Raw genomic sequence first — 26,174 nt, forward strand, 5'->3', positions numbered from 1 at the left:
ACCGGAATGTGGACGACCGGTACCGGCCCACGCCGTTCAGCATCCGCACATCCGCGCTCCTGGCACAGGTCACGCGTACGCCAACCGGCATAGGAAGAACAGGGGCGGCACACAGCACCGCTCGCATCTGCCCGCCGCTCGCCGTCCCCGGCCCGTGACCAGGAGTAAGCCATGACCGGCGTACTGACCGTCGACCGTCCCCCGCAGCCCACGGCACCCACCCGCTACACCGTGGGACTCGCCCGCAACGAGGATGACGTGCGCGCCGCCCAGCGGCTGCGGCACGACGTCTTCGCTGGCGAGATGGGCGCCCTGCTGACCACCCCGCAGCCGGGTCACGACATCGATGCCTTCGACGCGTACTGCGACCACCTGCTCGTCCGCGAGGAGGTGTCCGGACAGGTCGTCGGCACCTACCGGCTGCTCCCGCCGGAGCGGGCCGCGGTCGCGGGCCGACTCTACTCCGAGGGCGAGTTCGACCTCACCCGCATCGATTCCCTCCGTCCGAATCTGGTCGAGGTCGGCCGCTCCTGCGTCCACCCCGACCACCGCGACGGCGCCGTGATCAGCCTCATCTGGGCCGGCATCGCCCGCTACATGGTCGACCGCGGCCACGAGTGGCTCGCCGGCTGCTGCTCGATCCCGCTCGCGGACGGCGGCACCCTGGCCGCCGCGACCTGGGACCGCGTGCAGGCCAAGCACCTGGCCCCGGAGGAGTACCGGGTACGACCGCTGCGGCCCTGGCAGCCGACCGCGCCGGTCCCCGCCACCCGCGTCGAACTGCCCGCCCTGCTGCGCGGCTACATCCGCCTGGGCGCCTGGGTGTGCGGCGAGGCCGCGCACGACCCGGAGTTCGGGGTCGCCGACCTGTATGTGCTGCTGTCGATGCGCCGGGTCAACTCGCGCTATCTGCGGCACTTCCTCTCCCTCGTGCCGGCGTGACGGGCGTGGCGGCCATGAGCACCACCTCCCTCGGTGCCGTGGGTGTCCCCGCGGCGATCGCCCCCGTGGCCGGCACCCCGGCCGCGGGCACCACGAGCCACGCGGCCGACGCGGGAACCCTCTGGCGGCCAAGTGCCCCCTGCACGCCACGGATCTGCATCGACGCGACGGGACCGGCCAGGGCCGCGCCCCTGGCCGCCCTGCGGATCGTGGCGGTCCTGCTCCTGCTGGTCGTCGGCTGTGCGGCGATGCCGCTCGGCGGGAGGATCCCCGCCGGAACGGTCCGCCGCTGGTGCCGGTGGGTCGTACGGGCCGCGGGGGTCCGGGTACGGATCGCCGGCCCCGCGGCACCCGGGGGCGGTCTGCTGCTGGTCGCCAACCACGTCTCCTGGCTGGACATCCCGCTGCTCGCCGCCGTGCGCCCGGCCCGGATGCTCGCCAAGTCGGAGATCCGTGGCTGGCCGGTCGCGGGCTGGCTGACCGCGCGCAGCGGTGCCCTCTTCATCGACCGGGACCGGATCCGGGCCCTGCCGCGGACGGTGGACCGGATCGCCGCGGCCCTGCGGGCCGGCCAGGCGGTGACCGTCTTCCCCGAGGGCAGCACCTGGTGCGGCCGGGCCCAGGGCAGCTTCCGCCGCGCCGCCTTCCAGGCCGCCCTCGACGCGGGCGTCCCCGTGCAGCCGGTGCGCCTGCGCTACCGCCTCGCGGGCGGTGCGTCCGGCACGGCCGCCGCCTTCGTCGGGGACGACTCGCTGCTGGCGTCGGTGTGGCGGGTGGTCAGGGCACGCGAACTGGTCGCGGAGGCGGAGGTGAGGGAGCCGATCGTGCCGGGCAGCCGATTCGACCGCCGTTCCCTGGCCGAGGCGGCCGAGGCGTCCGCGCTGCCGCGGGAGTGTCTGGTCCGGGTTCCCCGGCAGCAGCGGGCCGTGCCCGTCGCCGGGGCGGATCAGCCGGTGTCGACGGCCCCGGCGTGCGAGCCCCTCACGGCATGACCCGGGCGAGATAGGGAGCCGTCGCGCTCCCCGTCTCCTGTGCCACCCGAGCGGGCGGACCCGCCGCCACGATGCGTCCGCCCGCGTCACCGCCGCCCGGCCCCAGGTCGATCACCCAGTCCGCGCCCGCGACGACGGACATGTCGTGCTCGACCACGACGACGGTGTGTCCGGCGTCGACGAGCCCGTGCAGCTGGCGCATCAGCACCTCGACGTCGGCCGGGTGCAGTCCGGTCGTCGGCTCGTCGAGGAGGTACAGCGTGTGGCCGCGCCGGCCGCGCTGCAACTCGCTCGCCAGCTTGATCCGCTGCGCCTCGCCGCCGGACAGCTCGGTGGCGGGCTGCCCCAGCCGGAGGTAGCCGAGGCCCACGTCGAGGAGCGTGTGCAGAGCGCGGGCCACCGTCGCGGTGTCCGCGAAGAACTCCGCCGCGCTCTCCACCGTCAGATCCAGCACCTGCGCGATGTTCCGTCCCCGGTACGCCACCTGCAGCGTCTCGGGGTTGTAGCGGGCCCCGTCGCAGTCCGGGCACGGTGCGTACGTGCTCGGCAGGAACAGCAGCTCGACGCTGACGAACCCCTCGCCCTGACAGGTCTCGCAGCGCCCTCCCGCGACATTGAACGAGAAGCGTCCGACGCCGTAACCACGCGTCCGCGCCTCGTCGGTGGCCGCGAACACCTTGCGCACCACGTCGAAGAGGCCGGTGTAGGTGGCCAGATTGGAGCGCGGGGTGCGGCCGATCGGCTTCTGGTCGACCGACACCAGGCGCCCCACACCCACCAGGTCCTCGGTGATCTCGCCGATCAGCGTCGACTTCCCCGAGCCGGAGACGCCCGTGACGGCCGTGAACACGCCGAGCGGGAACTCGGCGGTCACTCCCCGCAGGTTGTGCCGGGTCACCGGTCCCACCTTCAACTGGCCGTGCGGGGAGCGTACTTGACGTGCGGCGGCGGGAGAGTCGTCGAAGAGGAAGCGTGCCGTCGCCGACTCCGGCACCGTCGCCAGCCCGGCCACCGGACCGCTGTGCAGCACCCGCCCGCCGTGCTCACCCGCCCGCGGCCCCACGTCGACCAGCCAGTCGGCGCCCCGCATGACGTCGAGGTGGTGCTCGACCACGAACACCGTGTTCCCGGCCGCCTTCAGCCGCGCCAGCACCCGCAGCAGCGCCTCCGTGTCCGCCGGGTGCAGTCCCGCGGACGGCTCGTCGAGGACGTACACCACACCGAAGAGCCCGGACCTGAGCTGGGTCGCGAGCCGCAGGCGCTGGAGCTCGCCCGCCGAGAGGGTGGGCGTGGCCCGGTCCAGGCTGAGGTAGCCGAGGCCGAGCTCGACGACCGGCCCGATACGGGACTTGAGGTCCTCGGTGAGGACACGCGCCGTCTCCGAGGTGCCGCCCTCCAGCGCATCCGTCAGCTCGATCAGCGGCAGCGCCGCCAGCTCGGCGATCGTGCGCCCCGCGAAGGTCACCGCCAGCGCCTCGGGCCGCAGTCTGCTGCCGCCGCACGCCGCACAGGGCGCGGCCGCCAGGAACCGCTCCGCCTTCGCCCGCAGGGTCGGGCTCCTGGAGTCGGAGAACGTCTTCATCACATACCGGCGGGCACTCATGTACGTGCCCTGGTACGGCCGTTGGATACGGTCCGCGTCACGCACCGGGTGCACGGTGACGACCGGCTGCTCGTCGGTGAACAGGATCCACTCCCGCGCCTCGGCGGGCAGCTCACGCCAGGGCCGGTCGACGTCGTGGCCGAGCGCGTCGAGGATGTCGCGCAGGTTCTTGCCCTGCCAGGCGCCCGGCCAGGCGGCGATCGCGCCCTCGCGGATCGACAGCGCCGGATCGGGGACCAGCAACTCCTCGGTCGTACGGTGCACCCGCCCCAGCCCGTGGCACTGCGGGCACGCCCCGGCCGCGGTGTTCGGCGAGAACGAGTCCGAGTCGAGGCGCTCGGCGCCCGGCGGACGGTCACCGGCCCGGGAGTACAGCATCCGCAGGGAGTTGGAGAGGTTGGTGACCGTGCCGACGGAGGAGCGCGACATCGGAGCCGAGCGGCGCTGCTGGAGGGACACCGCGGGCGGCAGGCCGGTGATCTCACCGACCTTCGGCGCGCCGACCTGGTGGATCAGCCGGCGGGCGTACGGCGCGACCGACTCGAAGTAGCGGCGCTGGGCCTCGGCGTAGATCGTGCCGAAGGCGAGCGACGACTTTCCCGACCCGGACACGCCCGTGAACACGGCCAGCACATCCCGCGGAATGTCGACGTCCACGCCCTTGAGGTTGTGCTCGCGGGCGCCTCGGACACGGACGTTCGGGTCGTGCGGGGCATGCATGGGGCAGACGCTCCGGAGGGTGGGCCGTCAGGGGTCGGGCAAACCCCGCGATTGTATGCGAACCAGACGGGGAGCCGGCATGAGCCATCTGCTGTTCACGACGGCGTCGGCTCGCCCACACCGGTCGCCCATAGCGTCGCGCCAGTCTCTCTTCCTACCGAGGAGTATCGTGAGCGCTTCCGCTCTGAGCACTCTCACCGCCGCGCTGCTGATGGTCACGGGCGCCTCCGCGCCGCAGCCGGTCTCCGTCTCCGCGCGCGTGGAGACCCCCGCCGTGTACGACGACGAGGCGGGCGGCAACGCCGACGCCGACGACCCGGCCGTCTGGGTCGACCCCCGTGACCCGGGCCGCAGCCTCGTGATCGGCACCCTCAAGGAGGCCGGCCTCGACGTCTACGACCTGGACGGCAGGCGCCTGCAGCACATGGCCGCCCCCGCGGCGCCGGGCGAGGACGCCGCGCCGGGCCGCTTCAACAACGTCGACGTCGTGTACGGCTTCGAACTGGGCGGCAAGAAGACCGACTTGGCCCTGGTCAGCGACCGGGGCCGGGACCGCGTGCGGGCCTACGCCATCGACCCGGCGGCCGTGGCCGCGGGCCGGCCCCCGCTGCGGGACGTCACGGCGGCGAACGCCGCGCCGGTCTTCTCCACGAGCGAGACCGAGGTGGACGACCAGCGCACCGCCTACGGCCTGGCCGCCTTCAGCGACGACGACCACGCCTACGTCGTGGTGTCGCGCCGCTCGGAGACCCGCGTACGGCTGCTGCGCCTGCAGGACCGCGGCGGACGCGTCGGCTACCGCACCGCTGACACCCTCGACCTGCCCGGCTCCTTCACCCTGCCCAACGGCAAGAGCTGGACGCCGTGCGCCGACCCCGGCGACCACGCGCAGGTCGAGGGCATGGTCGTCGACCAGGAGAAGCACGTCCTGTACGCCGCCCAGGAGGACGTCGGGCTGTGGCGGGTCGAACTCGACGACGAGGAGTTCGAGCGTCCCCGGCTCATCGACCGGGTGCGGGAGTACGGCACGCCCTGGACCTACGACGCCGAAGACGAGGAGTGCGTCATCGACACCGCCCACGACCCCGGCTTCGGCGGTGAGCACCTCGGTGCCGACGCCGAGGGCGCCACGATCTACCACGCCGCCGACGGCAAGGGATATCTGCTCGCCTCCAGCCAGGGCGACGACACCTTCGCCGTGTACGAGCGTCAGGGCCGCAACGACTACCTCGGCTCGTTCGCCGTCACGGACGGCGCCGCCACCGACGGTGTGCAGCACTCCGACGGCACGAGCGTGGTCAACGTCCCGCTGGGCCGGTCCTTCCCCAAGGGCCTGCTGGTCACCCACGACGGTGAGGCGACGCCCGCGGACGGCGAGCGGGAGGGCACCGACTTCAAGTTCACGCCCTGGGATTCGGTGGCCGCAGCGTTCCCGAGGCCGCTGACGATCGACACCAGGTCCTTCGACCCGCGCGACCCGGACTGACGCACCGTCCGGCGGTCCGCCCGGGTCACCCCTCGGCGATCCGGGCGAGCCGCCGGTAGGAGTCCAGCAGCGCCGCACGGTCGTACGTGCTCGTCGTGACCAGCACCTCCTGCGCCCCGGTCTCCTTCAGCACGGTCTCCAGCTCGTGCGCGACCTGCTCCTCCGTGCCGGCGATGTGGCCGGTGAGTCCGCCCTCGTAGAAGCCGCGCTCCTTGCCGGTCAGGGTGAGCGTCTCGACGCGCTCGGCGGGCGGCAGCGGCGGGAAGGTGCCGTGGGTGCGCGAGTAAGCCATCGACCAGGCCTCCGGCACGAGCAGCCGCCGGGCCTCCTCGGGCGTGCCGGCCACCGCGATCGTGCCGGAGATCACGACGTACGGCTCGCCCGCCCACACGGAGGGCCGGAAGTGGTCGCGGTAGTGGTCGATGCCCCGCCGCATCTTCTCCCGGTTCCGCAGGTCACCGATCACCATCGGCAGGCCCGCGCGGGCCGCGATGTCCGCGCCCTCGCCCATGGCCAGCACGAACGGCGGCACGGTCAGGCCCTCGGCGGGCCGCGCGTGCACCGCGGTCGGCGAGGTGCCGCGGAACCAGCCGAGCAGCTCCTGGAGCTGCGCCCCGAAGTCCTCGGCGTCCCCCTTGTCCCGGCCCAGCGCCTTGCGCACGCCGTCGGTGAAGCCCACGGACCGCCCGAGCCCCATGTCGACACGGCCGGGGAAGAGGGACTCCAGCACCCCGAACTGCTCGGCCACGATCAGCGGCCGGTGGTTGGGCAGCATCACCCCGCCGGTGCCGACCCGGATGGTACGCGTCGCACCGGCCACGGCGGCGGCCAGCACCGTGGGTGCGGAACCGGCGACGCCGGGCACGCCGTGGTGCTCCGAGACCCAGAACCGGTGGTAGCCGAGCGCCTCGACCTCCCGCGCCAGCCTCACGGTGTCCCGCAATGCCTCCGCGTTCGTGCGGCCCTCGCGGGTACGGGAGCGGTCGAGGACGGAGAAGCGGGTCGCGGCGATCACGGAGCTCATACAGGGTTCAACACCCGGGAGCCGCCAGGATTCCTCAGCGGTCCCCGGCGGCGGTTCCCACAGGTTCTCAGGGCGCGATGTTGTGGTTCAGGCGGAACAGGTTGCCGGGGTCGTAGCGCCGTTTCAGGTCGCGCAGACGGCCGTAGTTCGTGCGGTAGTTGGCCCGTACGCGGTCCTGGTCGTCGGCGTCCATGAAGTTCACGTAGCCGCCCTCCAGGGAGTGCGGTTCCAGCCCCCGGTGGAAGGCGCGCACCCAGTCCTTCTGGGCCTCGCAGTCCTCCCGGGTGGCGAGCGTCGGGCTGAGCGCGATCGCGTAGTCGGCGTCCCGGTAGGAGAAGGCGGTCTCCTCCGGTCCGACCCGGTGACAGGCGCCGTCGATGGGGAAGACGACCGTCACGCTCTGGATGGACGGTGTGGTCGCGCCGTACTCGACCAGGGTGTCGACGACCCCGTCGGGCAGGCTCTGGGTGAAGGAGCCCTTCCAGTAGTGGTACAGCCCGGCCGGCACCAGATCGTCGAAGAGGGTGTTGATCACGGGGTAGGGCATGCGTTCCAGATGCCGGCCCAGCACCGGTCCGAGCGCCGCGACCCGCTCCCGGATGCGGTCGTCCTCGTCCCGCGGCCCGGTCCAGCAGGTGACCATGCCGCACACCGGACGCCCGTGCCAGCGCTCCGGCAGGAACGGCACCGGCGGTCCGAGGCCCACCACGAAGACCGCCCCGAGCCGCTCGTCCGCCTCGGCGACCAGCTCCCGGTACCCGCGGATCACGTCCGCGTCGAGCGGGAAGAAGGTCGGCCCGCCGAGGATGTCGGCGATCGGGTGCAGCCGGTAGGCGAAGGACGTCACGACGCCGAAGTTGCCGCCGCCTCCGCGCACGGCCCACATCAGGTCGCTGTGCTGCTCGTCCGTGCAGGTCACGAAGGATCCGTCGGCCGTGACCAGGTCGACCGAGACGAGGTTGTCGCAGGCCAGACCGCAACGCCGGGCCAGATGCCCGAGGCCGCCGCCGGTCGTCAGACCGCCCACGCCGGTGGTGGAGACGATCCCGCCGGTGGTGGCCAGCCCGAACGCGTGCGTGGCGTGGTTGACGTCCGCCCAGGTGCAGCCGCCCTCCACCCACGCCGTGCGGGTGCCGGGATCGACGCGGATGCCGCGCATCAGGCCGAGATCGAGGACGACGCCGCCGTCGCAGGTGCCGTAGCCGGGCACACTGTGGCTGCCGCCGCGCACGGCGAGCGGCACGCCCTGCTCGCGGGCGAAGTCGACGGTGGCCATGACGTCGCCCGTGTCGACGGCCCGCACGATGATCGCCGGCCGCCGGTCGTGCATGGCGTTGTAGACCTTGCGGGCCTCGTCGTAGACCGGATCGCCGGGCTCCACGACGGTCCCGCGCACCGCTCCGCGCAGCCGGTCCAGCAGCCGGTCGTCGAGTGTGGGTGTGTAGGTGGCCATGACCCCACCTGCTTTCCGCTCCTGGTCGGGAAGGGGTACCTCTCCGGTCTACGCCGCGGCGGCGCCGGTCTCATCGCCGGAATCGCCCATCGCCGGCGGACCGGCATGGGCAGAACGGCCCATGGGCGGGTGCCGGGCGAGGCCGCCGTGCCGGTGGACGGTCTCAGGCGAGGCCGTGCCGGAAGGCGTACGCCGTCGCCGCCGCCCGTGAGGACACGCCGAGCTTGGCGAAGATGTTGTTCAGATGCCGGGCCACGGTGTGCTCGCTGATCACCAGCTCCGCGGCGACGGCCCGGTTCGTGCGGCCCGCCGCGACCAGCCGCAGCACCTGGATCTCCCGCTCGGTGAGCCCGCCGGGCCGCCGTCGGCGTACGTCCGCGAGCAGGGCCGCGGCCCGGCGGGCGTCGGGTGCGGCACCGAGCCGGCGGAACTCCTGCTCGGCGGCCCGCAGCTCCATCCGCGCCCCCTCGGCGTCCCCGGCGGCCCGGTCGGCGGCGGCCAGGGTCATCCGCACCTGGGCCGCCTCGTACGGCACCCGGAGCTCCAGCCACAGCGCCAGCGCGCGGCGCAGCCGGGGCAGCGCACGGTCGAGGTCACGGGCGGCGAAGGCCACCGCCCCGGCAGCCGCCGCGGCGCTCGCGTGCAGCGGGGTCGCCGGTGAGCCGCCCCGGCGCTGCCAGTCCCGGGCCAGGGTCCGCAGCTGCCCGGCGGCGTTGCGCGCCTCGGGCGTGCGGCCCAGCGCGAGACCCACCTCCACCTGGGCCGCGAGCAGAGCGCACCGGTCGAGTCCGCCGGCCTCGCCCGCGTCGGCGAGCGTGAGCCGCAGGGTGGCCGCCGAGGCATCGGCCTTCCCCTGGGCCAGCCGCAGCAGCGCCAGACCGGGCTGCGGGTCCCGGCCGAGCTCATGGGCGCGGTCGTACGACTCCTCGGCCGCCGCGAGTTCTCCGCGCCGCCGCTGGATCTGGCCCACCAGATAGACCGCCTCGGCGGCCGACCGCCGCTCGTACGGCAGCAGTTCCACACAGGTCCGCTCGGCCTCGGCCAGCGCCTCGGACCATGCGCCGCGCAGCTCCAGCACCTGCACGCGGTGCACCCGGCACAGTCCGCGGAAGTTGTTCTCGGCCGGCATCGCCGCGCACCACCGCATGGCCGCGTCGGTCCACTCGGCGGCGCGTTCCAGATCGACGCAGGCCATGGACTGCTGCAGGCCCAGGCAGTAGACCCAGCCGGTGAAGAAGGAGCTGAGCTCGCCCGCCATGGCCGCGCACATCGCCTCGTCCAGCAGGTCGAGTCCCTCGCCGACGCGGCCCTGGGCCACCAGCACGCCCGCCTGCGCCTGCACGCCCATGGCCAGCAGATCCGGGCTGCCGCCCCGCCGGGCGATCGCGGCCATGTGCCGGGCCGCCGTCATCGCCTCGTCGAAGGCACCGCGCCGCTGGGCGTCCTCCGTGTCGACCCAGGCGAGATAGCACTGCTCGACACATTCGGGCTGGTCGTGCAGTTGCCGCCGCGCCCGGCGCAGCCAGCCGGCGGCCAGGGCCGCGCGCCCCGCCAACTGGTGCTCGTAGAACAGCAGCCAGGCCATGTGCCCGGCCCGCCGGGCCGTACCCGCCGCGACATAACCGGCGTAGGCCCGCATCCGGTGGACGATCGACTCCTCGATCCGGCTGGTCCACCAGGCGGCGTCGGCGAACGCGGCGCAGTCGTCGGCGGTGAGACATGCGGTGTCCAGGCCGTCGAGCAGCCGGTACGCCTCGGCCCACGCCTCACGCGCGACGGCGTCCCTGGCCTGCCGCAGGGTGTCCGCGGCCGCCCTGTCGATCGTCCGTTCGGTCACCCGCGGCTCCCTCCTCGCGCTCGGCGAGCAGAACCGGCCCCCACCAGCATAGGCAGGACGGGCGCCGCCTGGTCATGGTCAGTCCTCGGGGCGCAGCAGTCCGCGTTCGTACGCCTTCACCAAGTGCTGCGGCACGAGGTGGCGTACGCCGTCGATCGTCACGGGTACCAGCGACGGCGTGGCCGCCTTCCACCGGGCGCGGCGGTGGCGGGTGTTGCTGCGGGACATCTTCCGCTTGGGAACGGCCATGGGGACTTCCTCGGTGAGCCGGGTGAGTGAACACCGAGGACGCTACATGAAAATGGATCCCATTAATAATTACTCCTTGGCGCCCACCGGCATCCTCACCTCGAACTCCTTGTAAGCGGTGTCGTCCTGCGGTTGCCGCCGGTCGCCGAGAACGGTCCCGAGCCAGCCGATCAGGAAGCCCGCCGGGATGGAGGCGACGCCCGGGTTCCGGAGCGGGAACCAGGCGAAGTCGGAGTCCGGGTGGCACGGGCCCGGTGCGGAGGAGACCACCGGCGAGGAAGGAGCGTCGCGCGGACGCCGAAGCCGCGCCGGGTGCGGCGCAGGGAGTGGCCGTTGGTCGTCCTGCCTCACGTCGGTGTCCCCTCGCTCGCGGCCCGCATCGTCGCGTCCACGGGACGCGTGCCACAACGGGTGCCCGGTGCGCGTCCCCGCGGCCCCGGCAGGGGAGAATGAGGGCCGTACCCAACCGACCCTTGCGGAGGAGCCGGGAGATGCAGGACGAGCGAGCGGGGCAGGTCGCCGGGCCCGAGGACCTCATCGATGTGGCCCGCCTGGTCACGGCGTACTACGCGCTGCACCCCGACCCGGCCGACCCCGGGCAGCGAGTGGCGTTCGGCACGTCGGGGCACCGAGGATCGGCCCTCGCGACGGCGTTCAACGAGGACCACATCGCCGCCACCAGCCAGGCCATCTGCGAGTACCGCACCGCCCGGGGCACCGACGGCCCCCTCTTCCTCGGCGCCGACACCCACGCCCTGTCCGAGCCGGCCCGGATCACGGCTCTGGAGGTCTTCGCCGCCAACGACGTGACCGTCCTCATCGACCAGACCGACGGGTACACGCCCACCCCGGCGGTCTCCCACGCCATCCTCACCGCCAACCGCGGTCGCACCTCCGGCCTCGCCGACGGCGTGGTCGTCACCCCCTCGCACAACCCGCCCGCCGACGGCGGCTTCAAGTACAACCCGCCGAGCGGCGGCCCCGCCGGCTCCGAGGCGACCTCCTGGATCCAGGACCGCGCCAACGAGATCATCACCGGTGGCATGAAGGACGTACGGCGCATCCCCTGCACCCGCGCCCTGGCCGCCCCCGGCACCGGCCGCCACGACTTCCTCGGCCGGTACGTGGCGGACCTGCCGAACGTGCTGGACCTGGAGGCGATCAGGTCCGCGGGCGTACGGATCGGCGCCGACCCGCTCGGCGGCGCCTCGGTCGCCTACTGGGGCCGCATCGCCGAACAGCACGGGCTCGACCTCACCGTCGTGAACCCGCTCACCGACCCCACCTGGCGCTTCATGACGCTGGACTGGGACGGCAGGATCCGCATGGACTGCTCCTCGCCGTACGCCATGGCCTCGCTCATCGAACAGCGCGACCGGTACGACATCGCCACCGGAAACGATGCCGACGCCGACCGGCACGGCATCGTGACCCCCGACGCCGGCCTGATGAACCCCAACCACTACCTGGCCGTGGCGATCTCGTACCTCTTCTCGCACCGGGAGCAGTGGCCCGCGGGCGCCGGCATCGGCAAGACCCTGGTCTCGTCCAGCATGATCGACCGGGTCGCGGCCGACGTCGGCCGCCCGCTGGTCGAAGTCCCCGTCGGCTTCAAGTGGTTCGTCGACGGCCTGTCCGACGGCAGCCTCGGCTTCGGCGGCGAGGAGTCGGCCGGCGCGTCCTTCCTGCGCCGCGACGGCTCGGTGTGGACCACCGACAAGGACGGCATCACCCTGGCCCTGCTCGCCTCCGAGATCACGGCGGTCACCGGCAGGACCCCGTCGCAGCACTACGCGCAGCTCACCGACCGCTTCGGCGCCCCCGCCTACGCGCGCGTCGACGCCCCGGCCACCCGCGAGGAGAAGGCGCTGCTCGCCAGGCTGTCCCCGCGCCAGGTCACCGCCGACACCCTCGCCGGTGAGCCGGTCACCACGGTCCTCACCGAGGCCCCCGGCAACGGCGCCGCCCTCGGCGGCATCAAGGTCGCCACCGACAACGCCTGGTTCGCGGCCCGCCCCTCGGGGACCGAGGACGTCTACAAGATCTACGCGGAGTCCTTCCTCGGCCCGGACCACCTGACCCGGGTCCAGGAGGAGGCCAGGTCGGTGGTGCTCGCGGCGCTCGGCACCTGACGTGGCGAAGTCCTGGGCGGCGTGCGCGAAGTCGCCGCCGGCCGCTCAGGACGATGCCCCGACCGCTCCGCGATCAGCTCTGCACTCGGGGCCCCACACCGCGCTGTTCAGGGCGACGGAGCCCACCGAGGAGCCGCGGTTTGAAAGGGCGGTTCCAAGGGCCTGTCGCGGCGGTCTCTTAGGCTGAGCGGTGTGACCGAAAGCAACAAACCCCCGCTCGCCGTGTTCGACCTCGACAACACGCTCGCCGACACGGCGCACCGGCAGCGCTTCCTGGAGCGCAAGCCCCGTGACTGGGACGCCTTCTTCGCGGCCGCCCCGCAGGACCCGCCCATCGAGGAAGGGGTCGCGATGGCGAGGGCGAGCGGCGCGGAGTGCGAGGTCGTCTACCTGACCGGGCGCCCCGAGCGCTGCCGGCGCGACACGCTCGACTGGCTCTTGGCGCACGGGCTGCCGGAAGGGCGGGTGTACATGCGGCGCAACGACGACCGCAGGCCCGCCCGGCGCACCAAGCTGGAGATCCTGAACCGCCTCGCCCGCAGCCGAGAGATCCGGGTGCTGGTGGACGACGACGAGCTCGTGTGCGAGGACGCCGAACGGGCCGGCTTCACCGTCGTACGGGCACGATGGACCGCCCCTTCCGCGGCGCTGAAGTCGGCGCAGGAGCGGGAGGGGCGGACCTGAGGACCCGGGACCGGGGGCGAACCCGGCGTGCTACCCGGCTTCGTCCAGGCGGAAGCCGACCTTCATGGTCACCTGCCAGTGCGCGATCTGCCCCTCTTCGAGCTGGCCGCGCACCTCGGTCACCTCGAACCAGTCCAGGTTGCGCAAGGTCTGCGAGGCGCGGTCGATACCGTTGCGGATGGCCTGGTCCACGCCCTCCGGCGAGGTGCCGACGATATCGGTGACCCGGTAGGTGTGGTTCGACATGTGGGTGCTCCTCTCACACGCGTCACTCCACGGTGCCCCAAGGAGGGGCAACGCGCGAGCCGTCGGTCACCGCGCCACGCTCAGTGACAGGGCGAACCTGCCCTGACCGTCCGTCCACCAGTGCGCCAGCTCCAGCCCGGCCGCCGACAGTTCCGCGCGGACACCGTCGCGGCGGAACTTCGCCGACACCTCGGTACGCATCTCCTCGCCGGCGGCGAAGTGTACGGCGAGGTCCAGCGCGGGCACCTTCACGGTCTGCGCCGTACGGGAGCGCAGCCGCATCTCGATCCACTCGTTGTCCCGGTCCCAGACCGCGACGTGCTCGAAGGCACCGGGATCGAAGTCGGCGCCCAACTCGCGGTCGATCACGGTCAGGACGTTCTTGTTGAACGCGGCCGTCACGCCCGCGGCGTCGTCGTACGCCTCCACGAGGACCTTCTCGTCCTTGACCAGGTCCGTGCCGAGCAGCAGCGCGTCACCAGGGGAGAGCAGGGCGCGGACGGAGGCGAGGAACACCGAGCGCTCGGCCGGCAGCAGATTGCCGATCGTGCCGCCGAGGAACGCCACCAGCCGGGGCCCAGGCGTGTCCGGCAGGGCCATTCCGCCGGTGAAGTCGGCGATCAGGGCATGGACGTCCAGCCCCGGCCGCTCCTCGATCAGCGCCTGCCCCGCCAGGGTCAGCGCGCTCTCGCTGACGTCGACGGGGACGTAGGTGTGCAGCCCGGTCAGCGCGTCGAGGAGGAACCGCGTCTTCTCGGAGGAGCCGGAGCCCAGTTCGACCAGGGTGCGGGCGCCGGTGGCCGCGGCGATCTCGCCGGCCCGGTCGACGAGGATCTCGCGTTCGGCCCGCGTGGGGTAGTACTCGGGCAACTCGGTGATCTTCTCGAAGAGTTCGCTGCCCTCGGCGTCGTAGAACCACTTCGGCGGCAGCGTCTTCGGTGTGCCGGTCAGGCCCTTGAGGACGTCGGCGCGCAGTGCGGCGTCGGTGGCGTGCTCGGGCAGGTTGCGGGTGAGAAGGAACGGACTCACGTGCGGGGCTCCTTCGGTGGTGCGGGTACCAGGGTGTCGCCGGGATCCTTGAGCGGGGTGAGCAGAACGTCGGTACGGCTCGCCGCGAGCAGGGTGCGGTCGGGGACCTCCCGCCAGTGCGGATCGTCGTCGTAGGGTTCGGAGGCCACGACGGTGCCGCCGCCGGGCCGGGTCAGATACCAGAGCGTGTCGCCCCAGGCGGTCGCGGCGATGCTCTCGCCGTCGGTGAGCAGCAGGTTGAGCCGGGAGCCGGGGGCCGCCTCGGCGACCTCCACGACCGTGTCGGCCAGCGCCTGCCCGGCCTCGTCGCCGCCGCGCAGCCGTGCGAGGACCAGCGCCCACACGAACGCGGAGTCGTTGCGGGCCTCCATCGACAGCAGCTCCACGGGCGGCACACCGGGGACGAGCGGGGCCATCGAGCCGGGCCAGCCCTTCACCGCGCCGTTGTGGCTGAACAGCCAGAGGCCCGCGGCGAACGGCGCCGCCGCGGCCTCCCCGTCGGCTCCCGCCACCGTCGCGTCCCGTACGGCGGCGAGCAGCGCGCCGCTGCGCACGACCCGGGCGAGATCGGCGAAGGACACATCCGCCCAGATGGGACCGGCCCGGCGGTAGCGGGCCGGGGCCGGATCGCCGTCGGCGTACCAACCGGCCCCGAAACCGTCGGCGTTGACGGTCCCGTACCGCTGTCGCCGCGGTGCCCACGACTGGCGGTACAGGCTGTGCGGCGGCTCCACGAGGAGCCGGCCGAGCGGCTCCTGGGGCCCGAGGTACGCGAGATGACGGCACATCAGGCGTCCCCCGCGGAGCGGGCCGTACGGAATCCGGAGAAGATCTGGCGCCGGATCGGATAGTCCCAGTTGCGGAAGGTGCCCCGGCAGGCCACCGGGTCCACCGCGAACGCGCCGCCGCGCAGCACCTTGTACTCGGGCCCGAAGAACACTTGCGAGTACTCCTTGTACGGGAACGCCTGGAAACCCGGGTACGGCAGGAAGTCGCTCGCCGTCCACTCCCACACGTCACCGATCAACTGACGTATGCCGAGCGGCGATTCGCCCTCCGGGTAGCTCCCGGCGGGCGCGGGCCGCAGATGGCGCTGGCCGAGGTTGGCGTGCTCCGGCGCGGGGTCGGCGTCGCCCCACGGGTAGCGCGTCGAGCGGCCGGAGGCCGGGTCGTGCCGGGCCGCCTTCTCCCACTCCGCCTCGGTGGGCAGCCGGCGCCCGGCCCAGCGGGCGTAGGCGTCGGCCTCGTACCAGCACACGTGCAGCACCGGCTCGTCGGGCGGGACGACCTCGGTGACGCCGAAGCGGCGCCGCAGCCACTGCTTGCCGTCCCGCTGCCAGTACAGCGGGGCGTGGATCGAGTGCCGGCGGATGTGCGCCCAGCCCTCGGGCGTCCACCAGCGTTCGGTGTCGTAGCCGCCGTCCGCGATGAACGCCTGGAACGCGGCGTTCGTCACCGGCGTGGTGTCCATGTAGAACGCCGGCACCTGGCGCCGGTGCGCCGGGCGTTCGTTGTCCAGCGCCCATGGCTCGGTGGACGTGCCCATGGTGAACGGGCCGCCGGGAACCAGGACTTCGGAGGGCCCCGTGAACAGGGGCACCGGGTCCGGGTCCGGGGCGGTCAGGGCCTGCGGGCCCTTGCGGAGCTGATGCGTGATCAGCATCGTCTCGTCGTGCTGCTGTTCGTGCTGCGCGATCATCCCGAAGGCGAAGCCCGCCTCGGTCAGCCGCGTCCCGTCGAACGGGGTGCTCTCCAGGATGTCCAGCACCCGGCCGCGCACCTCGGAGGCGTAGTGCCGCGCCTCGGCGGGCGGCAGCAGCGGCAGCGAGGGGCGTTCGGCGCGCGGGTGCTCGAAGGCGTCGTAGAGGCCGTCGATCTCGGGCCGCATCGCCTCCCGCCCCGCGACCGCCCGCAGGAGCCACATCTCCTCCTGGTTGCCGATGTGGGCGAGGTCCCACACCAGCGGTGACATCAGCGGCGAGTGCTGCGCGGTGAGGTCGGGCTCCTCCACGCAGGAGGTGAGCAGGGTGGTGCGGGCACGGGCGGTGGTCAGGGTGGTCAGCGCCCGCTCGCGGAGAGTGTCGGCGTCGACAGCGGGGTCGGTCATGTGCGGATGTCCTTCCCAAGCAGAGTGCGGTCCGTGCCGTAGAGCTCGTCCAGCAGGTCGTCGGCGGGGCAGCGCCCCCGCGCGACATAGCGGTCCCGGTACGTCGCCACCGCGTCCGTGACCTCTCTGGTGGCGCCCAGCCGGGGCAGGGCCTCCAGCGCCGCCGCGAAACAGACGTCCGCCACCTCCCGCAACTCGGGATCGGCGAGGCCCGAGCGGGCCGCGTCGAGCCACAGCGGATTGTGCGGCGCCGGCTGCGACAGGGCGCGCTCGGCCAGCGGCTTCACGGCCCGGTAGGCGGTCTCGGCGGCCTCCGGGTCGTCGAACAGCGCGGTCGTCACGGCGAGCGGCACGATCCAGCCGTCCTCGCCGGGCTGCGCGTCGATCATGCGCAGCTCCAGATGGCCCCGCGGTCTGACCGGCGGGAACAGCGTCGTGAGGTGGTAGTCCAGATCCTCCTGCGTCGGCGGCCTGGGCGCCCCCGATCTGGTCCACTCCCGGAACGACAGGCCTTCGGGCACGTCCCAGACGTCGCCGTCCTGCCGTACGCACATCACCGGCGAGTCCACGACGTGCCGGGCCCAGGCGGCCCTTGGATCGCCGTCCAGCGGGGGAGCGCCCGCGCGGTCCGGGCCTATCTCCATCCACAGCAACTGCCGGGTGGAGAGCCAGCCGGTGGGCTCGCGCCCGGCCAGCGGCGAGTTCGCGAAGGCCGCGACCAGGACCGCGCCCAGCTGGTGCGCCAGCCACCAGCGCCGGCCGTGCCCGAGCGGTCCGGGCTCCTCGTAGCCGGCGTCCAGGCACACCTGTACCGAGGCCGAGGTGCACATCATGGCGCGGCCGGCCGGGCCGGCGCGGTCGAGGCAGGTCTCCATGGCGTCATAGCGCGGCTGGCGCAGGAAGCGCCGCGGCTGGTGCCAGGGATCGTTGCCGACGCCGACCAGATCCAGATCGTGCTCGCGCAGTACGGCGCGGGCGGTGTCGAGGTCGGCGGAGACGGTACCGATGCACTCCATCAGCGAGGCGGCGGGCGGCGAGCTCAGTTCCAGCTGGCCGCCGGGCTCGACGGTGAGCGCCGACTTCAGAGGCACGGTACGCAGTGCGGCGTAGGCCGCTTCGAGTCGTTCGGGTGTGACGGGGAGCTGCGGACTGCGCAGCTCGTGGACTAGCCATTCCACCTCGACCCCGAGGGTGCGGGGCGGGCCGGTCTTGAAGCAGATGCCCCGGACCAGGGCCTCCACCTCGGCTTCGGTGACTGCGGTGCGGGGCCGCTCCGTACAGTCACTTACCGAATCGGACATGTCGGGATCCTCCTGAGAGTCCAGAGTGCCACCGGCCCTGATCTTGTGGGCCGGGCCGGCACACTCGACCCACCCAAGACCCTCGCGTCGATTCGCACAAGGGTGCGTACCGGCACGTTCCGGGGCGGTAATATCCGCTCTCCGGGCGTTGGCAGGGGCTTTCCCGGTCGTTCTTCCGGTCGGCTGTGAGGCCCGGGAATTCTGTTGCACCGCATGACCAGCATCGCTCAGGATGCACGGGTGAGCACGGCGGGGGAGATCGAGGGCGGCCGCAGCGGCCGTATGACAGCGCGGCGCGCGGTGGTGACGCCCGGCGTCCGCAGCTGTCGGGTGGTGGCGCCGTGAGCGCGCGCCTGCGCGGTATCGCGCAGCAGACGGAACAGATCGTGGCGGCGGGCACCTACCGTGCCCCGGACGGCCGGGAGGTGTCCGTCGCGGCGGCGACCGAGGCGGCACGCTCGGCCACCCGGATGTACGGGCCGGAGCCGGTGGACGTGCCCCGCATCCCCGCTGGAGAGACGTCCTTCGAGGTCACGGGCGAGAGCAGCCTGGAGGCCGCCCGCCGGCTCGGCGGCGACACGGCCGTACTGAACTTCGCCTCGGCCCGCAATCCGGGCGGCGGCTATCTGAACGGCGCCCAGGCCCAGGAGGAGGCCCTGTGCCGGGCCTCGGCCCTGCATACCTGCCTGCTCGGGGTCCGTGCGTTCTACGACCACCACCGCGCCCACCGCGACCCGTTCTACACGGACCGTGTCATCCACTCACCCGGGGTGCCCGTCTTCCGCGACGACCGTGGCGGACTGCTGGACGAGCCGTACACGGCAGGCTTCCTCACGGCCGCCGCGCCCAACGCGGGCGTCGTGCGGCGCACGGAACCCGGGCGCGCGGCAGAGCTGCCGCGGGCGCTGGCGGCACGGGCCGAGCGCGTGCTGGAGACGGCCGCCGCACACCGGTACCGGCGACTGGTGCTGGGCGCCTGGGGCTGCGGGGTGTTCCAGAACGACCCCGCGCAGGTGGCGGGCGCGTTCCGTGAACTGCTCGGGCCCGGCGGGAGGTTCGCCGGGGCCTTCGAGCAGGTGGTGTTCGGGATCCTCGACCGCACGCCGGACAGCCCGGTGCGAGCGGCGTTCGCCCGGGCCTTCCCCGGGGCGTGAACGGCGCCGTCGGCGCTCAGGTCCAGCCGTAGCGCTCGTGCAGCCGCTTCCGGACCAGGTTGAACCGCCCTCGGTCCAGGGCGCACGCCTCGCGGCGCATGCCCCGCTCGTGCAGCCGCAGGATACGGTCCACGTCCACCCAGGAGTCACGGCCCGTGCGGTCCCAGGGGCCGCTGCCGATCGCCACCCACTCGCGATCCCCGTCGTGCCGCTTGCTGGAGAGCTGCACGGCGAGGAAGGTCCCACCGGGCTCCCGCGCGACGACGAGCACCGGGCGGTCCTTGCCCCGGCCGTCGTTCTCCTCATAGGGGACCCAGGTCCAGACGATCTCCCCGGGGTCGGGGTCGCCGTCGTGCGCGGGGGAGTACTCGGTGCGCACCCTGCCCACTGCGCGCGGGTCGGCCTCGGTCGTGGCGGTGGGACCGTAGCGGCCCGGGACGTTCTCGTCGGTGTACGTGCTCACGGGGGCACTTTAGGGGCTGCCCCCGTGAGCCGAGCGTGAAGGGTCGACATCAGACGGGAAACCGCACTGCTCGTCCGTCGGCACCTTCTGGACGAGCCCGTTGAGCGGCGAGTTGCCCTCCGGCACCTGCCCGTCCTGGTTCATCGACGCGAGCAGCCGGCGCGCCGGGCCGAGCCCCGTGCCGCCCGATGCGGAGCGCCCTGGCGAACATGCCGGCCATGCCGTCGGCGCCGTTGAGCACCACCATGCTGTCGACGTTGCCGAACGCGGACGCGCCCGCCCGGCCGGTCTCCGGCCGGCTCTCGGTGAGTTGCGGGACGAGCGAGCTCCCGGTTCTCGGCGAGGGCGGCGGCACGGGCCTTGACGGCCTCCGCCTCCGCGAGCCCCTTGGCTGTCCATGGTCACAGAGCAGGGCCTGGGGGCGGGACGTCGATGTCTCTAGGCAACCGCGCTCGGCGCCGCCTCGTCCTGCTGCGGCGGCCACAGCTCGTGCCACCGCAGCTCCGCCTCCAGCTGCGCGGCCAGCGAGATCAGCAGCGGCTCGCTGTTCGCGGGCCCGAGCAACTGGCCGCCGACGGGCAGTTCGCCCGCGAATCCGGCGGGGACGTTGACGCCGGGCCAGCCCAGCACGTTCCACGGCCAGGCGTAGGGACAGGCGGCGATCATCGCCCGGTCGGTGGCGAAGCCGCCGAGGCCGAGCATCGCGCCGATCCGGGGCGGGGGAGCGGCCGTCGTGGGCGCGAGGACGACGTCGTACGACTCGTAGAACCTGCCGATACGACCGTGCAGGACCGCCTCCGCGCGCCGGGCCGCCCGCAGCGGGGCCCCGCGAAGGAGCCGGCCCAGGCGGGCGGCGCTCCTGGTGCGCGGGTCGAGCAGCGCGGGGGAGGGCACCTCGTCGGCCCACTCGGCGATTCCGGCCGTGGCGCGCGGGATGAACGTGAGCCCGATCTGGCCGTAGGGCGGATCGGCCTCCTCGACGTGGTGTCCCAACGCGCCGAGTTTCTCACCGAGTTCGACGATCCTGGCCCGCACCCGGGGGTCGAGCCGGGCGGGCAGGGCCGTGAACGGAGGCTTGAGGGCGAGCGCGATCCGCAGCCGGCCCGGGTCGCGGCCGACGGCCCGGGAGGCGGCGATCGACGGCGGCCGGTGCGGGTCGAGTTCGTGGTTGCCGGCGGCGGCGTCCAGCAGCAGGGCGGCGTCTGCGACCGTGCGGGCGAGTGTGCCGTTGACCGTGATGCCCTTGAAGGACTCGCCGCGCGGCCAGGTGGAGACCCGGCCGCGCTGCGGCTTGATGCCGATCAGGTTGGTCCACGACGCCGGGATCCGCACCGAGCCGGCGCCGTCCGAGCCGAGGGCCGCCGGGACGAGTCCGGCGGCGACGGCGGCGGCCGAGCCGCCCGACGAGCCGCCCGGAGTGTGGTCCCGGTGCCAGGGATTGCGGGTCGCGCCGAAGGCGGGCCCCTCCGTGAACGGCCACTGCCCCAGCTCGCAGGTGTTGGTCTTGCCGACGATCACGGCACCCGCCGCGCGCAACCGCCGTACCGCCTCGGCGTCCTCCGCGGCGGGCGGGAACTGGCCCGAACAGCCGAACGCGGTGGGCTCGCCCGCGACATCCGTGTCGTCCTTCACCGCGACCGGCACGCCGAGGAGCGGGAGGCGCACTCCGGCGGCCAGTTCCCGGTCGGCGGCCTCGGCCTCGGCGAGCGCGGCCTCGGCCCGCACCACCCGGAAGGCGTTGAGGGACCCCTGCGTCGCCTCGATCCGTGCGAGCGCCTCCTCGACCAGGGTCCGCGACGTCACCTCCCCGTCGGCCAGCGCACGGGCGGACTCGGCGAGGCCTGCGGCACGGTCGGGCGTCATACGGGCACCTCCGGGACGACGTTGTCTACCGAACGGTAACCTCCGGTGGGTGGGCGGCGGAACGTTTTCGCCCGGTGCGGCTCCGAGGTTCTCCACAGGTTTCTCCCAGGCCCCCGCCTCCGCGTGCGCAAACCATTGACGCGCCCGGACGCCACCCCTACTTTCTGATCGAATTCCCGAACCACGTTCGAAACGACGAACGACATGGCCGGCATACGTGGATTCGGAGTCGTCCCTTGAGTCGTAGGGAGAGCCGCACGTGACCACACGCCCCCACAGTCCGTCCCGCCGCACCCTGCTCCGCGCGATGGCCGTCCTGCCCGCCTCGGCGCTGGCCCTGGGCGAAGCCCCGGGCCTGCTCGGCACGGCGACGGCGGCCGCGCCACCGAGCGGCTCGGCCACCCGGTACACCATCGTGCCGTTCCTGAACAGCAACGACGGGACGGTGAACGTCTATCAGTCGGACGACGCGGCCGACTTCCGCCTGGCCCGCGCCTCCGCCTACACGCCGCCGGGCAACCGCATCCGCGACGCGAGCCTCTTCAGGCACACCAACGGCTACTACTACATCACCTACACGACCCACACCTGGCAGGACACCAGCACCACCATCGGCTTCGCGCGCAGCACCGACCGGGTCAACTGGACTTTCCTGTACGACTACACGGTCCCGATCGCGGGACTCTCCCGCGCCTGGGCGCCGGAGTGGTTCGTCGACAGCGACGGCAGTGTGAACGTCATCGTGTCCTGCTCCACCACCGACGACGAGTGGATCTTCACCCCGTATCTGCTGAAGGCCACCAACTCCGCGCTGACCACGTGGAGTTCACCGGTGGCGCTGGCCGGCATCGGGAAGAACCACATCGACACGTTCCTCGTCCGGACCGGCTCCATCTACCACGCCTTCACGAAGAACGAGACGACGAAGTACATCGAGTACGCGACGGCCACCTCTCTGACCGGCCCCTACACGATCTCCAGGACCGGCGACTGGGCGGGCTGGGGCAGCTACCGAGAGGGTCCTGCCCTCATCCAGCTCGACAACGGCGGCTGGCGGCTCTTCTTCGACGGCTACGGCGACGGCACCTACTACTACAGCGACAGCTACGACACCTTCGCCACCTGGTCCGCCCCGGCCGCCCTGCCCGCCGTCTCCGGAACGGCCCGCCACTTCACGGTCATCAAGGAGACCGTCTCCGGCGGCCCGGCCCTGGCCAGGAACGTCACCCGCTCCTTCCGGTCCGGCAACTACACCGCCCGCTACTGGCAGACCCAGTCCTCCCTGCTCAACCTCCTCGTGGTCAGCGGCTCCAGCACCACCGCCGAGAAGCAGGCGTCGACCTTCACCGTCGTGGCCGGCCTCGCCGACGGGAACGGCTACTCCTTCCGCGACGCGTCCGGGCAGTACCTTCGCCACTACGACTTCCGCGCCCGCTTCGACACCGACGACGGCACGTCGACGTTCGCCGAGGACGCCACGTTCATCGCCCGCACGGGTACGGCGACCGGCTCGATCCGCTGGGAGTCGTACAACTTTCCCGGCCACTACCTGCGTCACTACAACTACCAACTGCGGGTGGACCGGGCGGACGGCACGGATCTGTTCCGTCAGGACAGTTCGTTCACGCCCGTGACGTCCTGGGCCTGACCTGCTCAGCTGCCGGCCCGGGCAATCGTGCCGGCAAGTTGCGGAGTACTTCCCTTGCGCCAGGTCACCCGATGTGCTGCGAGGCGCGGGAAGTGAGGCGCTCCCAGTTGCGGTGTGCGATGTCGGCCTTCTGCTCGTCGGTGAAAGGGGCGTTCTCCAGGAAGGACCGGGCGACGCCGGCGCTGGTGTCCACGAAGGGGAAGCCGCCAGGGCGGAATCCGTAGGTGAAGGGGTAGTCGGTGGAGTACAGCATCCGTTCTGTCCCCACGACTTCGGCTGTCCAGCGGAGGTAGCGGGGGCTGACGGTACCGCTGCCGGCGACCCAGAAGTTCTGCTTGAAGTAGTCGGCGAGCGGGCGGGCCAGGCCGCCGGCGTCGGCGAAGAACCCGGTGTGGTCGAGGTAGAAGAGCACGACCTCTCCCCAGTGGCCGGCAATCACCTGGAGATCGGGGTACCGGTCGAAGACGCCGGAGAAGATCATCCGCAGGTACTGCACGCCCAGGTCGTAGTACCAGCCGATCGCGGGCCCTGCCAGCGCGGTCCCGATGGGGCCGATGTCGGAGTAGTAGGCGTCCGTCACCGCCTGCATCGGCATCTGCGGATGGAAGTGGAGCGGGACCCGCAACCGCTCGGCAGTGGCGTACAGCTCGTCGTACCCGGGGTCGTCGGCGAGCCTGGATCCGGTGCGCCCGTAGAGCATGGCGCCGGGGAAGCCCAGCTCGGTGACCGCCCGCTCCAGCTCCGCGGCTGCGGCCGACGGCGACTGCGTCGGGATCGCGGCGAACGCCCGGAACCGGTCGGGGCTGCCCGCTACAACCGCCGCCAGCTGGTCGTTGGTGTCGCGGGCCACGGCGACCGCATCTGAGTCTGGCAGGTTCTGCACGCCCGGTGACGAGATCGACAGCACTGCCAGGTCGACTCCCTGGTCGTCCATGTGCGCGAGCCTCGTTTCCGAGGTGTCCCGGAGTCGCCGGGCGACGGGGCTGTCACCGAACCCCAGGTTCGGCAGCTCCGGCACCCCGGACCGCGACCATGCCTCCATGATCGCCGGCAGGGCCACGTGCTCTTCCAAGGCGATCAACCGCAGTCGGTCGAACATGCGATGCTCCTCCACGTCGCGTTTCCGATGAAAACATTCGGAGCGTATCACTGATACTAACGATGGCATCGCAAACGCGATATCGTTGATAGGTAGGGCATGCCATCGCGTGCTTCCCGACCGTGAGCGAGATCTGGCTGTTCCTTTTGGCCGCCTGCCAACGCGACCGCGACTGAGCCCGCACCGTACGCGGACAGCTCGCTCCTAAGGGGTCACTCATTTGGTGCGCCTGCGGTCGCGGACGGCTCGATGCCTCTGCGGCCCGAGGTCGGCACGAACACGATCGCGGCAATCACTTCACGGTCGCCCCGCCGACTCCGGCCACCGCCCGAGACCGCGACGGCCCCGCCGGCAGCACCCGCTGGAACAGTTCGCAGGGCAGGCGCGCAACGATCCGGCACCACAGCTCTCGGATCTGTTTCGCCCTGTGGTCCGGGAGGTAGTTGCTGAGTAAGCCCATGAAGGAGGGCGATTCGATGCCGTGGTTCGTATGGTTGCTCGCCGCCGCGGCACTGGGTGTCGTGGAGTTCTTCACCCTGACACTGGTCTTCGGGTTGCTGGCGGGCGCCGCGCTGGTTGCCGCCGTGGTCGCCGGTGTGGGCGTCGGTCTTCTCGGCCAGCTTCTGGCCCTGGCGGGAGCGGCGGCGGCGGGTCTGCTCCTCGTCCGTCCTGTCGCTCTGCGGCACATGACCCAGCAACCCCTCACGCGCGAGGGAACGGACGCGCTGATAGGCAAGCGAGCCGAGGTCATGCAGGAGGTCTCCGCGACCCGTGGCCTGATCAGACTCTCCGGCGAGGAGTGGTCCGCCCGCGCCCTCGATGAGAGCCTGGTGATCCCAGTGGGAGCACTCGTCGATGTGATGGAGATCGAAGGCGCCACAGCCATCGTGTACCCCCGTGAACTCCTTCCGTGAACGGTTGACACATAGCGACGTGACGGAGGCACCGTGGATCCAGTTGTCATCCCCATTCTTGTGGCGGCCATTGTCGTTGTCTTCCTGGTGGCCTCCGCGGTACGGATCGTCCCGCAGGCGCGCCGCTACAACATCGAGCGGTTCGGCCGATACCGCCGGACGCTGCAGCCCGGCCTGAATCTGGTTCTGCCGGTCGCGGATCGCGTCAACACCAAACTCGACGTGCGCGAGCAGGTCTACTCGTCCGACCCCCGACCGGTGATCACCGAGGACAACCTCGTGGTGAACATCGACACCGTGCTCTACTACCAGATCACGGACCCGCGGGCGGCGGCCTACGAGGTTGCCGACTATCTGCAGGCGATCGATCAGCTCACCGTGACCACGCTGCGTAACGTGATCGGCAGTATGGACCTGGAGGAAACGCTCACCTCGCGTGAGGAGATCAACTCCCGGCTCCGCGCCGTTCTCGACGATGCCACCGGCAAGTGGGGCATCCGCGTCAACCGTGTCGAGATCAAGGCCATCGACCCTCCGCACACCATCAAGGAGGCGATGGAGAAGCAGATGCGGGCCGAGCGAGACAAGCGCGCGGCCATTCTGCACGCTGAAGGGGAGCGGCAGGCCAAGATCCTTACCGCGGAGGGCACCAAGCAGAAGGACATCCTGGAGGCGCAGGGCACGCAGCAAGCCATGATCTTGCGGGCGGACGGGGAGGCGAAGGCGGTGGAGCTCGTCTTCCAGGCGGTCCATCGCAACAACGCCGACCCGAAGGTTCTGGCCTACAAGTACCTGGAGACACTTCCGCACCTGGCCCGCAGCGACAACAACACCTTCTGGGTGATCCCTGGGGAGCTGACCGAGGCGGTTCGGACTGTCACTCATGCGTTCGGCGATCAGTCGACGGCTGTTCCTCCCGGTCCCGCGCAACCTGAGAAAGCAGCCTCCGCCGACTCCGAGGACACGTCGCACGAAGGCCGGACTCCGGAGCTCGGTGCGGGCTGGACGGCTTCGCTCGACGCCGCATCGGCTGCCGACGAAGTCGAGAAGCAGGCGGCCGCTGCGGTGAGCGACGCCAAGGCGGAGGCCGAGGCTGCGAAGTCCCAGGTGCCGCGCCGAGAACAGACATCCGGGGGTTGAGCCCAGCGACCGCCCTGAGGCTTCCAGGGCTCTCGATGGCACTGTGCACCTCGATCACGGCGCCGCGTTGTGCCGCTGTCGATGAGGA

At 72.1% G+C, this 26,174-nt stretch carries 24 protein-coding genes; 10 read left to right on the forward strand and 14 right to left on the reverse strand.

Annotation, left to right across the window (positions count from 1 at the left end):
* Window positions 1-171: 171 nt before the first annotated feature.
* On the forward strand, window positions 172-942 hold the full coding sequence (locus tag AC3ETA_RS18250) for a GNAT family N-acetyltransferase (protein ID WP_432193955.1): 771 nt from the start codon (window positions 172-174) through the stop codon (window positions 940-942).
* A gap of 14 nt (window positions 943-956) precedes the next feature.
* Window positions 957-1,934 carry a lysophospholipid acyltransferase family protein gene (locus tag AC3ETA_RS18255; protein ID WP_432193956.1) on the forward strand — a complete coding sequence of 326 codons (978 nt, stop codon included), beginning with the start codon at window positions 957-959 and terminating at the stop codon, window positions 1,932-1,934.
* On the opposite strand, the gene AC3ETA_RS18260 is transcribed toward AC3ETA_RS18255, so the two are convergent.
* The gene (locus tag AC3ETA_RS18260) at window positions 1,924-4,257 is read right to left on the reverse strand and encodes an ATP-binding cassette domain-containing protein (RefSeq protein WP_432193957.1); all 2,334 of its coding nucleotides are present in this window, start codon (window positions 4,255-4,257) and stop codon (window positions 1,924-1,926) included. The genes AC3ETA_RS18255 and AC3ETA_RS18260 overlap by 11 nt on opposite strands.
* 169 nt (window positions 4,258-4,426) lie before the next feature.
* Between AC3ETA_RS18260 and AC3ETA_RS18265 the strand changes: the two genes are divergently transcribed.
* On the forward strand, window positions 4,427-5,743 hold the full coding sequence (locus AC3ETA_RS18265; RefSeq protein ID WP_432193958.1) for a phytase: 1,317 nt from the start codon (window positions 4,427-4,429) through the stop codon (window positions 5,741-5,743).
* A 25-nt stretch (window positions 5,744-5,768) separates the two neighbouring features.
* Here AC3ETA_RS18265 and AC3ETA_RS18270 read toward each other — a convergent pair whose 3' ends face one another.
* From AC3ETA_RS18270 to AC3ETA_RS18290, 5 genes are all read right to left on the reverse strand, one after another.
* Window positions 5,769-6,767: an LLM class flavin-dependent oxidoreductase gene (locus AC3ETA_RS18270; protein WP_432193959.1), complete on the reverse strand. Its 999-nt coding sequence runs from the start codon at window positions 6,765-6,767 to the stop codon at window positions 5,769-5,771.
* A 67-nt stretch (window positions 6,768-6,834) separates the two neighbouring features.
* Entirely contained in the window at window positions 6,835-8,220 is a 1,386-nt protein-coding gene (locus AC3ETA_RS18275) for an FAD-binding oxidoreductase (RefSeq protein WP_432193960.1), read from the reverse strand.
* A gap of 163 nt (window positions 8,221-8,383) precedes the next feature.
* A complete protein-coding gene (locus tag AC3ETA_RS18280; RefSeq protein ID WP_432193961.1) occupies window positions 8,384-10,057 on the reverse strand; it encodes a LuxR C-terminal-related transcriptional regulator in 1,674 nt (557 codons plus the stop codon).
* A 78-nt stretch (window positions 10,058-10,135) separates the two neighbouring features.
* Window positions 10,136-10,306 carry a 50S ribosomal protein L32 gene (gene rpmF / locus AC3ETA_RS18285; RefSeq protein ID WP_432193962.1) on the reverse strand — a complete coding sequence of 57 codons (171 nt, stop codon included), beginning with the start codon at window positions 10,304-10,306 and terminating at the stop codon, window positions 10,136-10,138.
* A 69-nt stretch (window positions 10,307-10,375) separates the two neighbouring features.
* Window positions 10,376-10,576 carry a hypothetical protein gene (locus tag AC3ETA_RS18290; RefSeq protein WP_432193963.1) on the reverse strand — a complete coding sequence of 67 codons (201 nt, stop codon included), beginning with the start codon at window positions 10,574-10,576 and terminating at the stop codon, window positions 10,376-10,378.
* A gap of 221 nt (window positions 10,577-10,797) precedes the next feature.
* Here AC3ETA_RS18290 and pgm point away from each other — a divergent pair, with 221 nt between their 5' ends.
* A complete protein-coding gene (gene pgm / locus AC3ETA_RS18295; RefSeq protein ID WP_432193964.1) occupies window positions 10,798-12,438 on the forward strand; it encodes a phosphoglucomutase (alpha-D-glucose-1,6-bisphosphate-dependent) in 1,641 nt (546 codons plus the stop codon).
* Between the two features lie 192 nt (window positions 12,439-12,630).
* The gene (locus AC3ETA_RS18300) at window positions 12,631-13,122 is read left to right on the forward strand and encodes a phosphatase domain-containing protein (protein ID WP_432193965.1); all 492 of its coding nucleotides are present in this window, start codon (window positions 12,631-12,633) and stop codon (window positions 13,120-13,122) included.
* A 30-nt stretch (window positions 13,123-13,152) separates the two neighbouring features.
* Here the strand turns inward: AC3ETA_RS18300 and AC3ETA_RS18305 are convergent, their stop codons facing one another.
* The 5 genes from AC3ETA_RS18305 to egtA all read right to left on the reverse strand — a co-directional run bounded on the left by AC3ETA_RS18305 (window position 13,153) and on the right by egtA (window position 17,805).
* Window positions 13,153-13,368 (reverse strand): dodecin, encoded by a 216-nt coding sequence (locus tag AC3ETA_RS18305; RefSeq protein WP_030950329.1) that lies wholly within the window; start codon window positions 13,366-13,368, stop codon window positions 13,153-13,155.
* A 66-nt stretch (window positions 13,369-13,434) separates the two neighbouring features.
* Window positions 13,435-14,397 carry an L-histidine N(alpha)-methyltransferase gene (egtD, locus tag AC3ETA_RS18310; RefSeq protein WP_432193966.1) on the reverse strand — a complete coding sequence of 321 codons (963 nt, stop codon included), beginning with the start codon at window positions 14,395-14,397 and terminating at the stop codon, window positions 13,435-13,437.
* Window positions 14,394-15,185 (reverse strand): ergothioneine biosynthesis protein EgtC, encoded by a 792-nt coding sequence (gene egtC, locus AC3ETA_RS18315; protein ID WP_432193967.1) that lies wholly within the window; start codon window positions 15,183-15,185, stop codon window positions 14,394-14,396. The genes egtD and egtC overlap by 4 nt, the downstream gene beginning before the upstream one ends.
* Window positions 15,185-16,504, reverse strand: coding sequence for an ergothioneine biosynthesis protein EgtB (gene egtB, locus AC3ETA_RS18320; protein WP_432193968.1), 1,320 nt, complete (start codon window positions 16,502-16,504; stop codon window positions 15,185-15,187). Before egtB ends, egtC begins: the two co-directional genes overlap by 1 nt.
* On the reverse strand, window positions 16,501-17,805 hold the full coding sequence (egtA, locus tag AC3ETA_RS18325; protein WP_432193969.1) for an ergothioneine biosynthesis glutamate--cysteine ligase EgtA: 1,305 nt from the start codon (window positions 17,803-17,805) through the stop codon (window positions 16,501-16,503). The genes egtB and egtA overlap by 4 nt, the downstream gene beginning before the upstream one ends.
* A 213-nt stretch (window positions 17,806-18,018) precedes the next feature.
* Between egtA and AC3ETA_RS18330 the strand changes: the two genes are divergently transcribed.
* Window positions 18,019-18,150 carry a hypothetical protein gene (locus AC3ETA_RS18330; protein WP_432193970.1) on the forward strand — a complete coding sequence of 44 codons (132 nt, stop codon included), beginning with the start codon at window positions 18,019-18,021 and terminating at the stop codon, window positions 18,148-18,150.
* The gene (locus AC3ETA_RS18335; RefSeq protein WP_432193971.1) at window positions 18,147-18,959 is read left to right on the forward strand and encodes a TIGR02452 family protein; all 813 of its coding nucleotides are present in this window, start codon (window positions 18,147-18,149) and stop codon (window positions 18,957-18,959) included. The genes AC3ETA_RS18330 and AC3ETA_RS18335 overlap by 4 nt, the downstream gene beginning before the upstream one ends.
* A 16-nt stretch (window positions 18,960-18,975) precedes the next feature.
* Here the strand turns inward: AC3ETA_RS18335 and AC3ETA_RS18340 are convergent, their stop codons facing one another.
* Complete coding sequence (locus tag AC3ETA_RS18340) at window positions 18,976-19,422, reverse strand: type II toxin-antitoxin system PemK/MazF family toxin (RefSeq protein WP_432193972.1); 447 nt, start codon at window positions 19,420-19,422, stop codon at window positions 18,976-18,978.
* Between the two features lie 438 nt (window positions 19,423-19,860).
* Window positions 19,861-21,285, reverse strand: a complete 1,425-nt coding sequence (locus AC3ETA_RS18345) for an amidase (RefSeq protein ID WP_432193973.1) — start codon at window positions 21,283-21,285, stop codon at window positions 19,861-19,863.
* A 259-nt stretch (window positions 21,286-21,544) separates the two neighbouring features.
* On the opposite strand from AC3ETA_RS18345, the gene AC3ETA_RS18350 reads away from it, so the two are divergent.
* Window positions 21,545-22,933, forward strand: coding sequence for a glycoside hydrolase family 43 protein (locus AC3ETA_RS18350; protein ID WP_432193974.1), 1,389 nt, complete (start codon window positions 21,545-21,547; stop codon window positions 22,931-22,933).
* Between the two features lie 64 nt (window positions 22,934-22,997).
* On the opposite strand, the gene AC3ETA_RS18355 is transcribed toward AC3ETA_RS18350, so the two are convergent.
* A complete protein-coding gene (locus AC3ETA_RS18355; protein WP_432193975.1) occupies window positions 22,998-24,032 on the reverse strand; it encodes an amidohydrolase family protein in 1,035 nt (344 codons plus the stop codon).
* Window positions 24,033-24,508: 476 nt separating this feature from the next.
* Between AC3ETA_RS18355 and AC3ETA_RS18360 the strand changes: the two genes are divergently transcribed.
* Both AC3ETA_RS18360 and AC3ETA_RS18365 read left to right on the forward strand, forming a co-directional pair.
* Window positions 24,509-24,946: an NfeD family protein gene (locus AC3ETA_RS18360; protein WP_432193976.1), complete on the forward strand. Its 438-nt coding sequence runs from the start codon at window positions 24,509-24,511 to the stop codon at window positions 24,944-24,946.
* A gap of 33 nt (window positions 24,947-24,979) precedes the next feature.
* Window positions 24,980-26,086: an SPFH domain-containing protein gene (locus tag AC3ETA_RS18365; RefSeq protein WP_432193977.1), complete on the forward strand. Its 1,107-nt coding sequence runs from the start codon at window positions 24,980-24,982 to the stop codon at window positions 26,084-26,086.
* Window positions 26,087-26,174 lie beyond the last annotated feature (88 nt).

The organism is Streptomyces sp. bgisy027, from assembly GCF_057710365.1.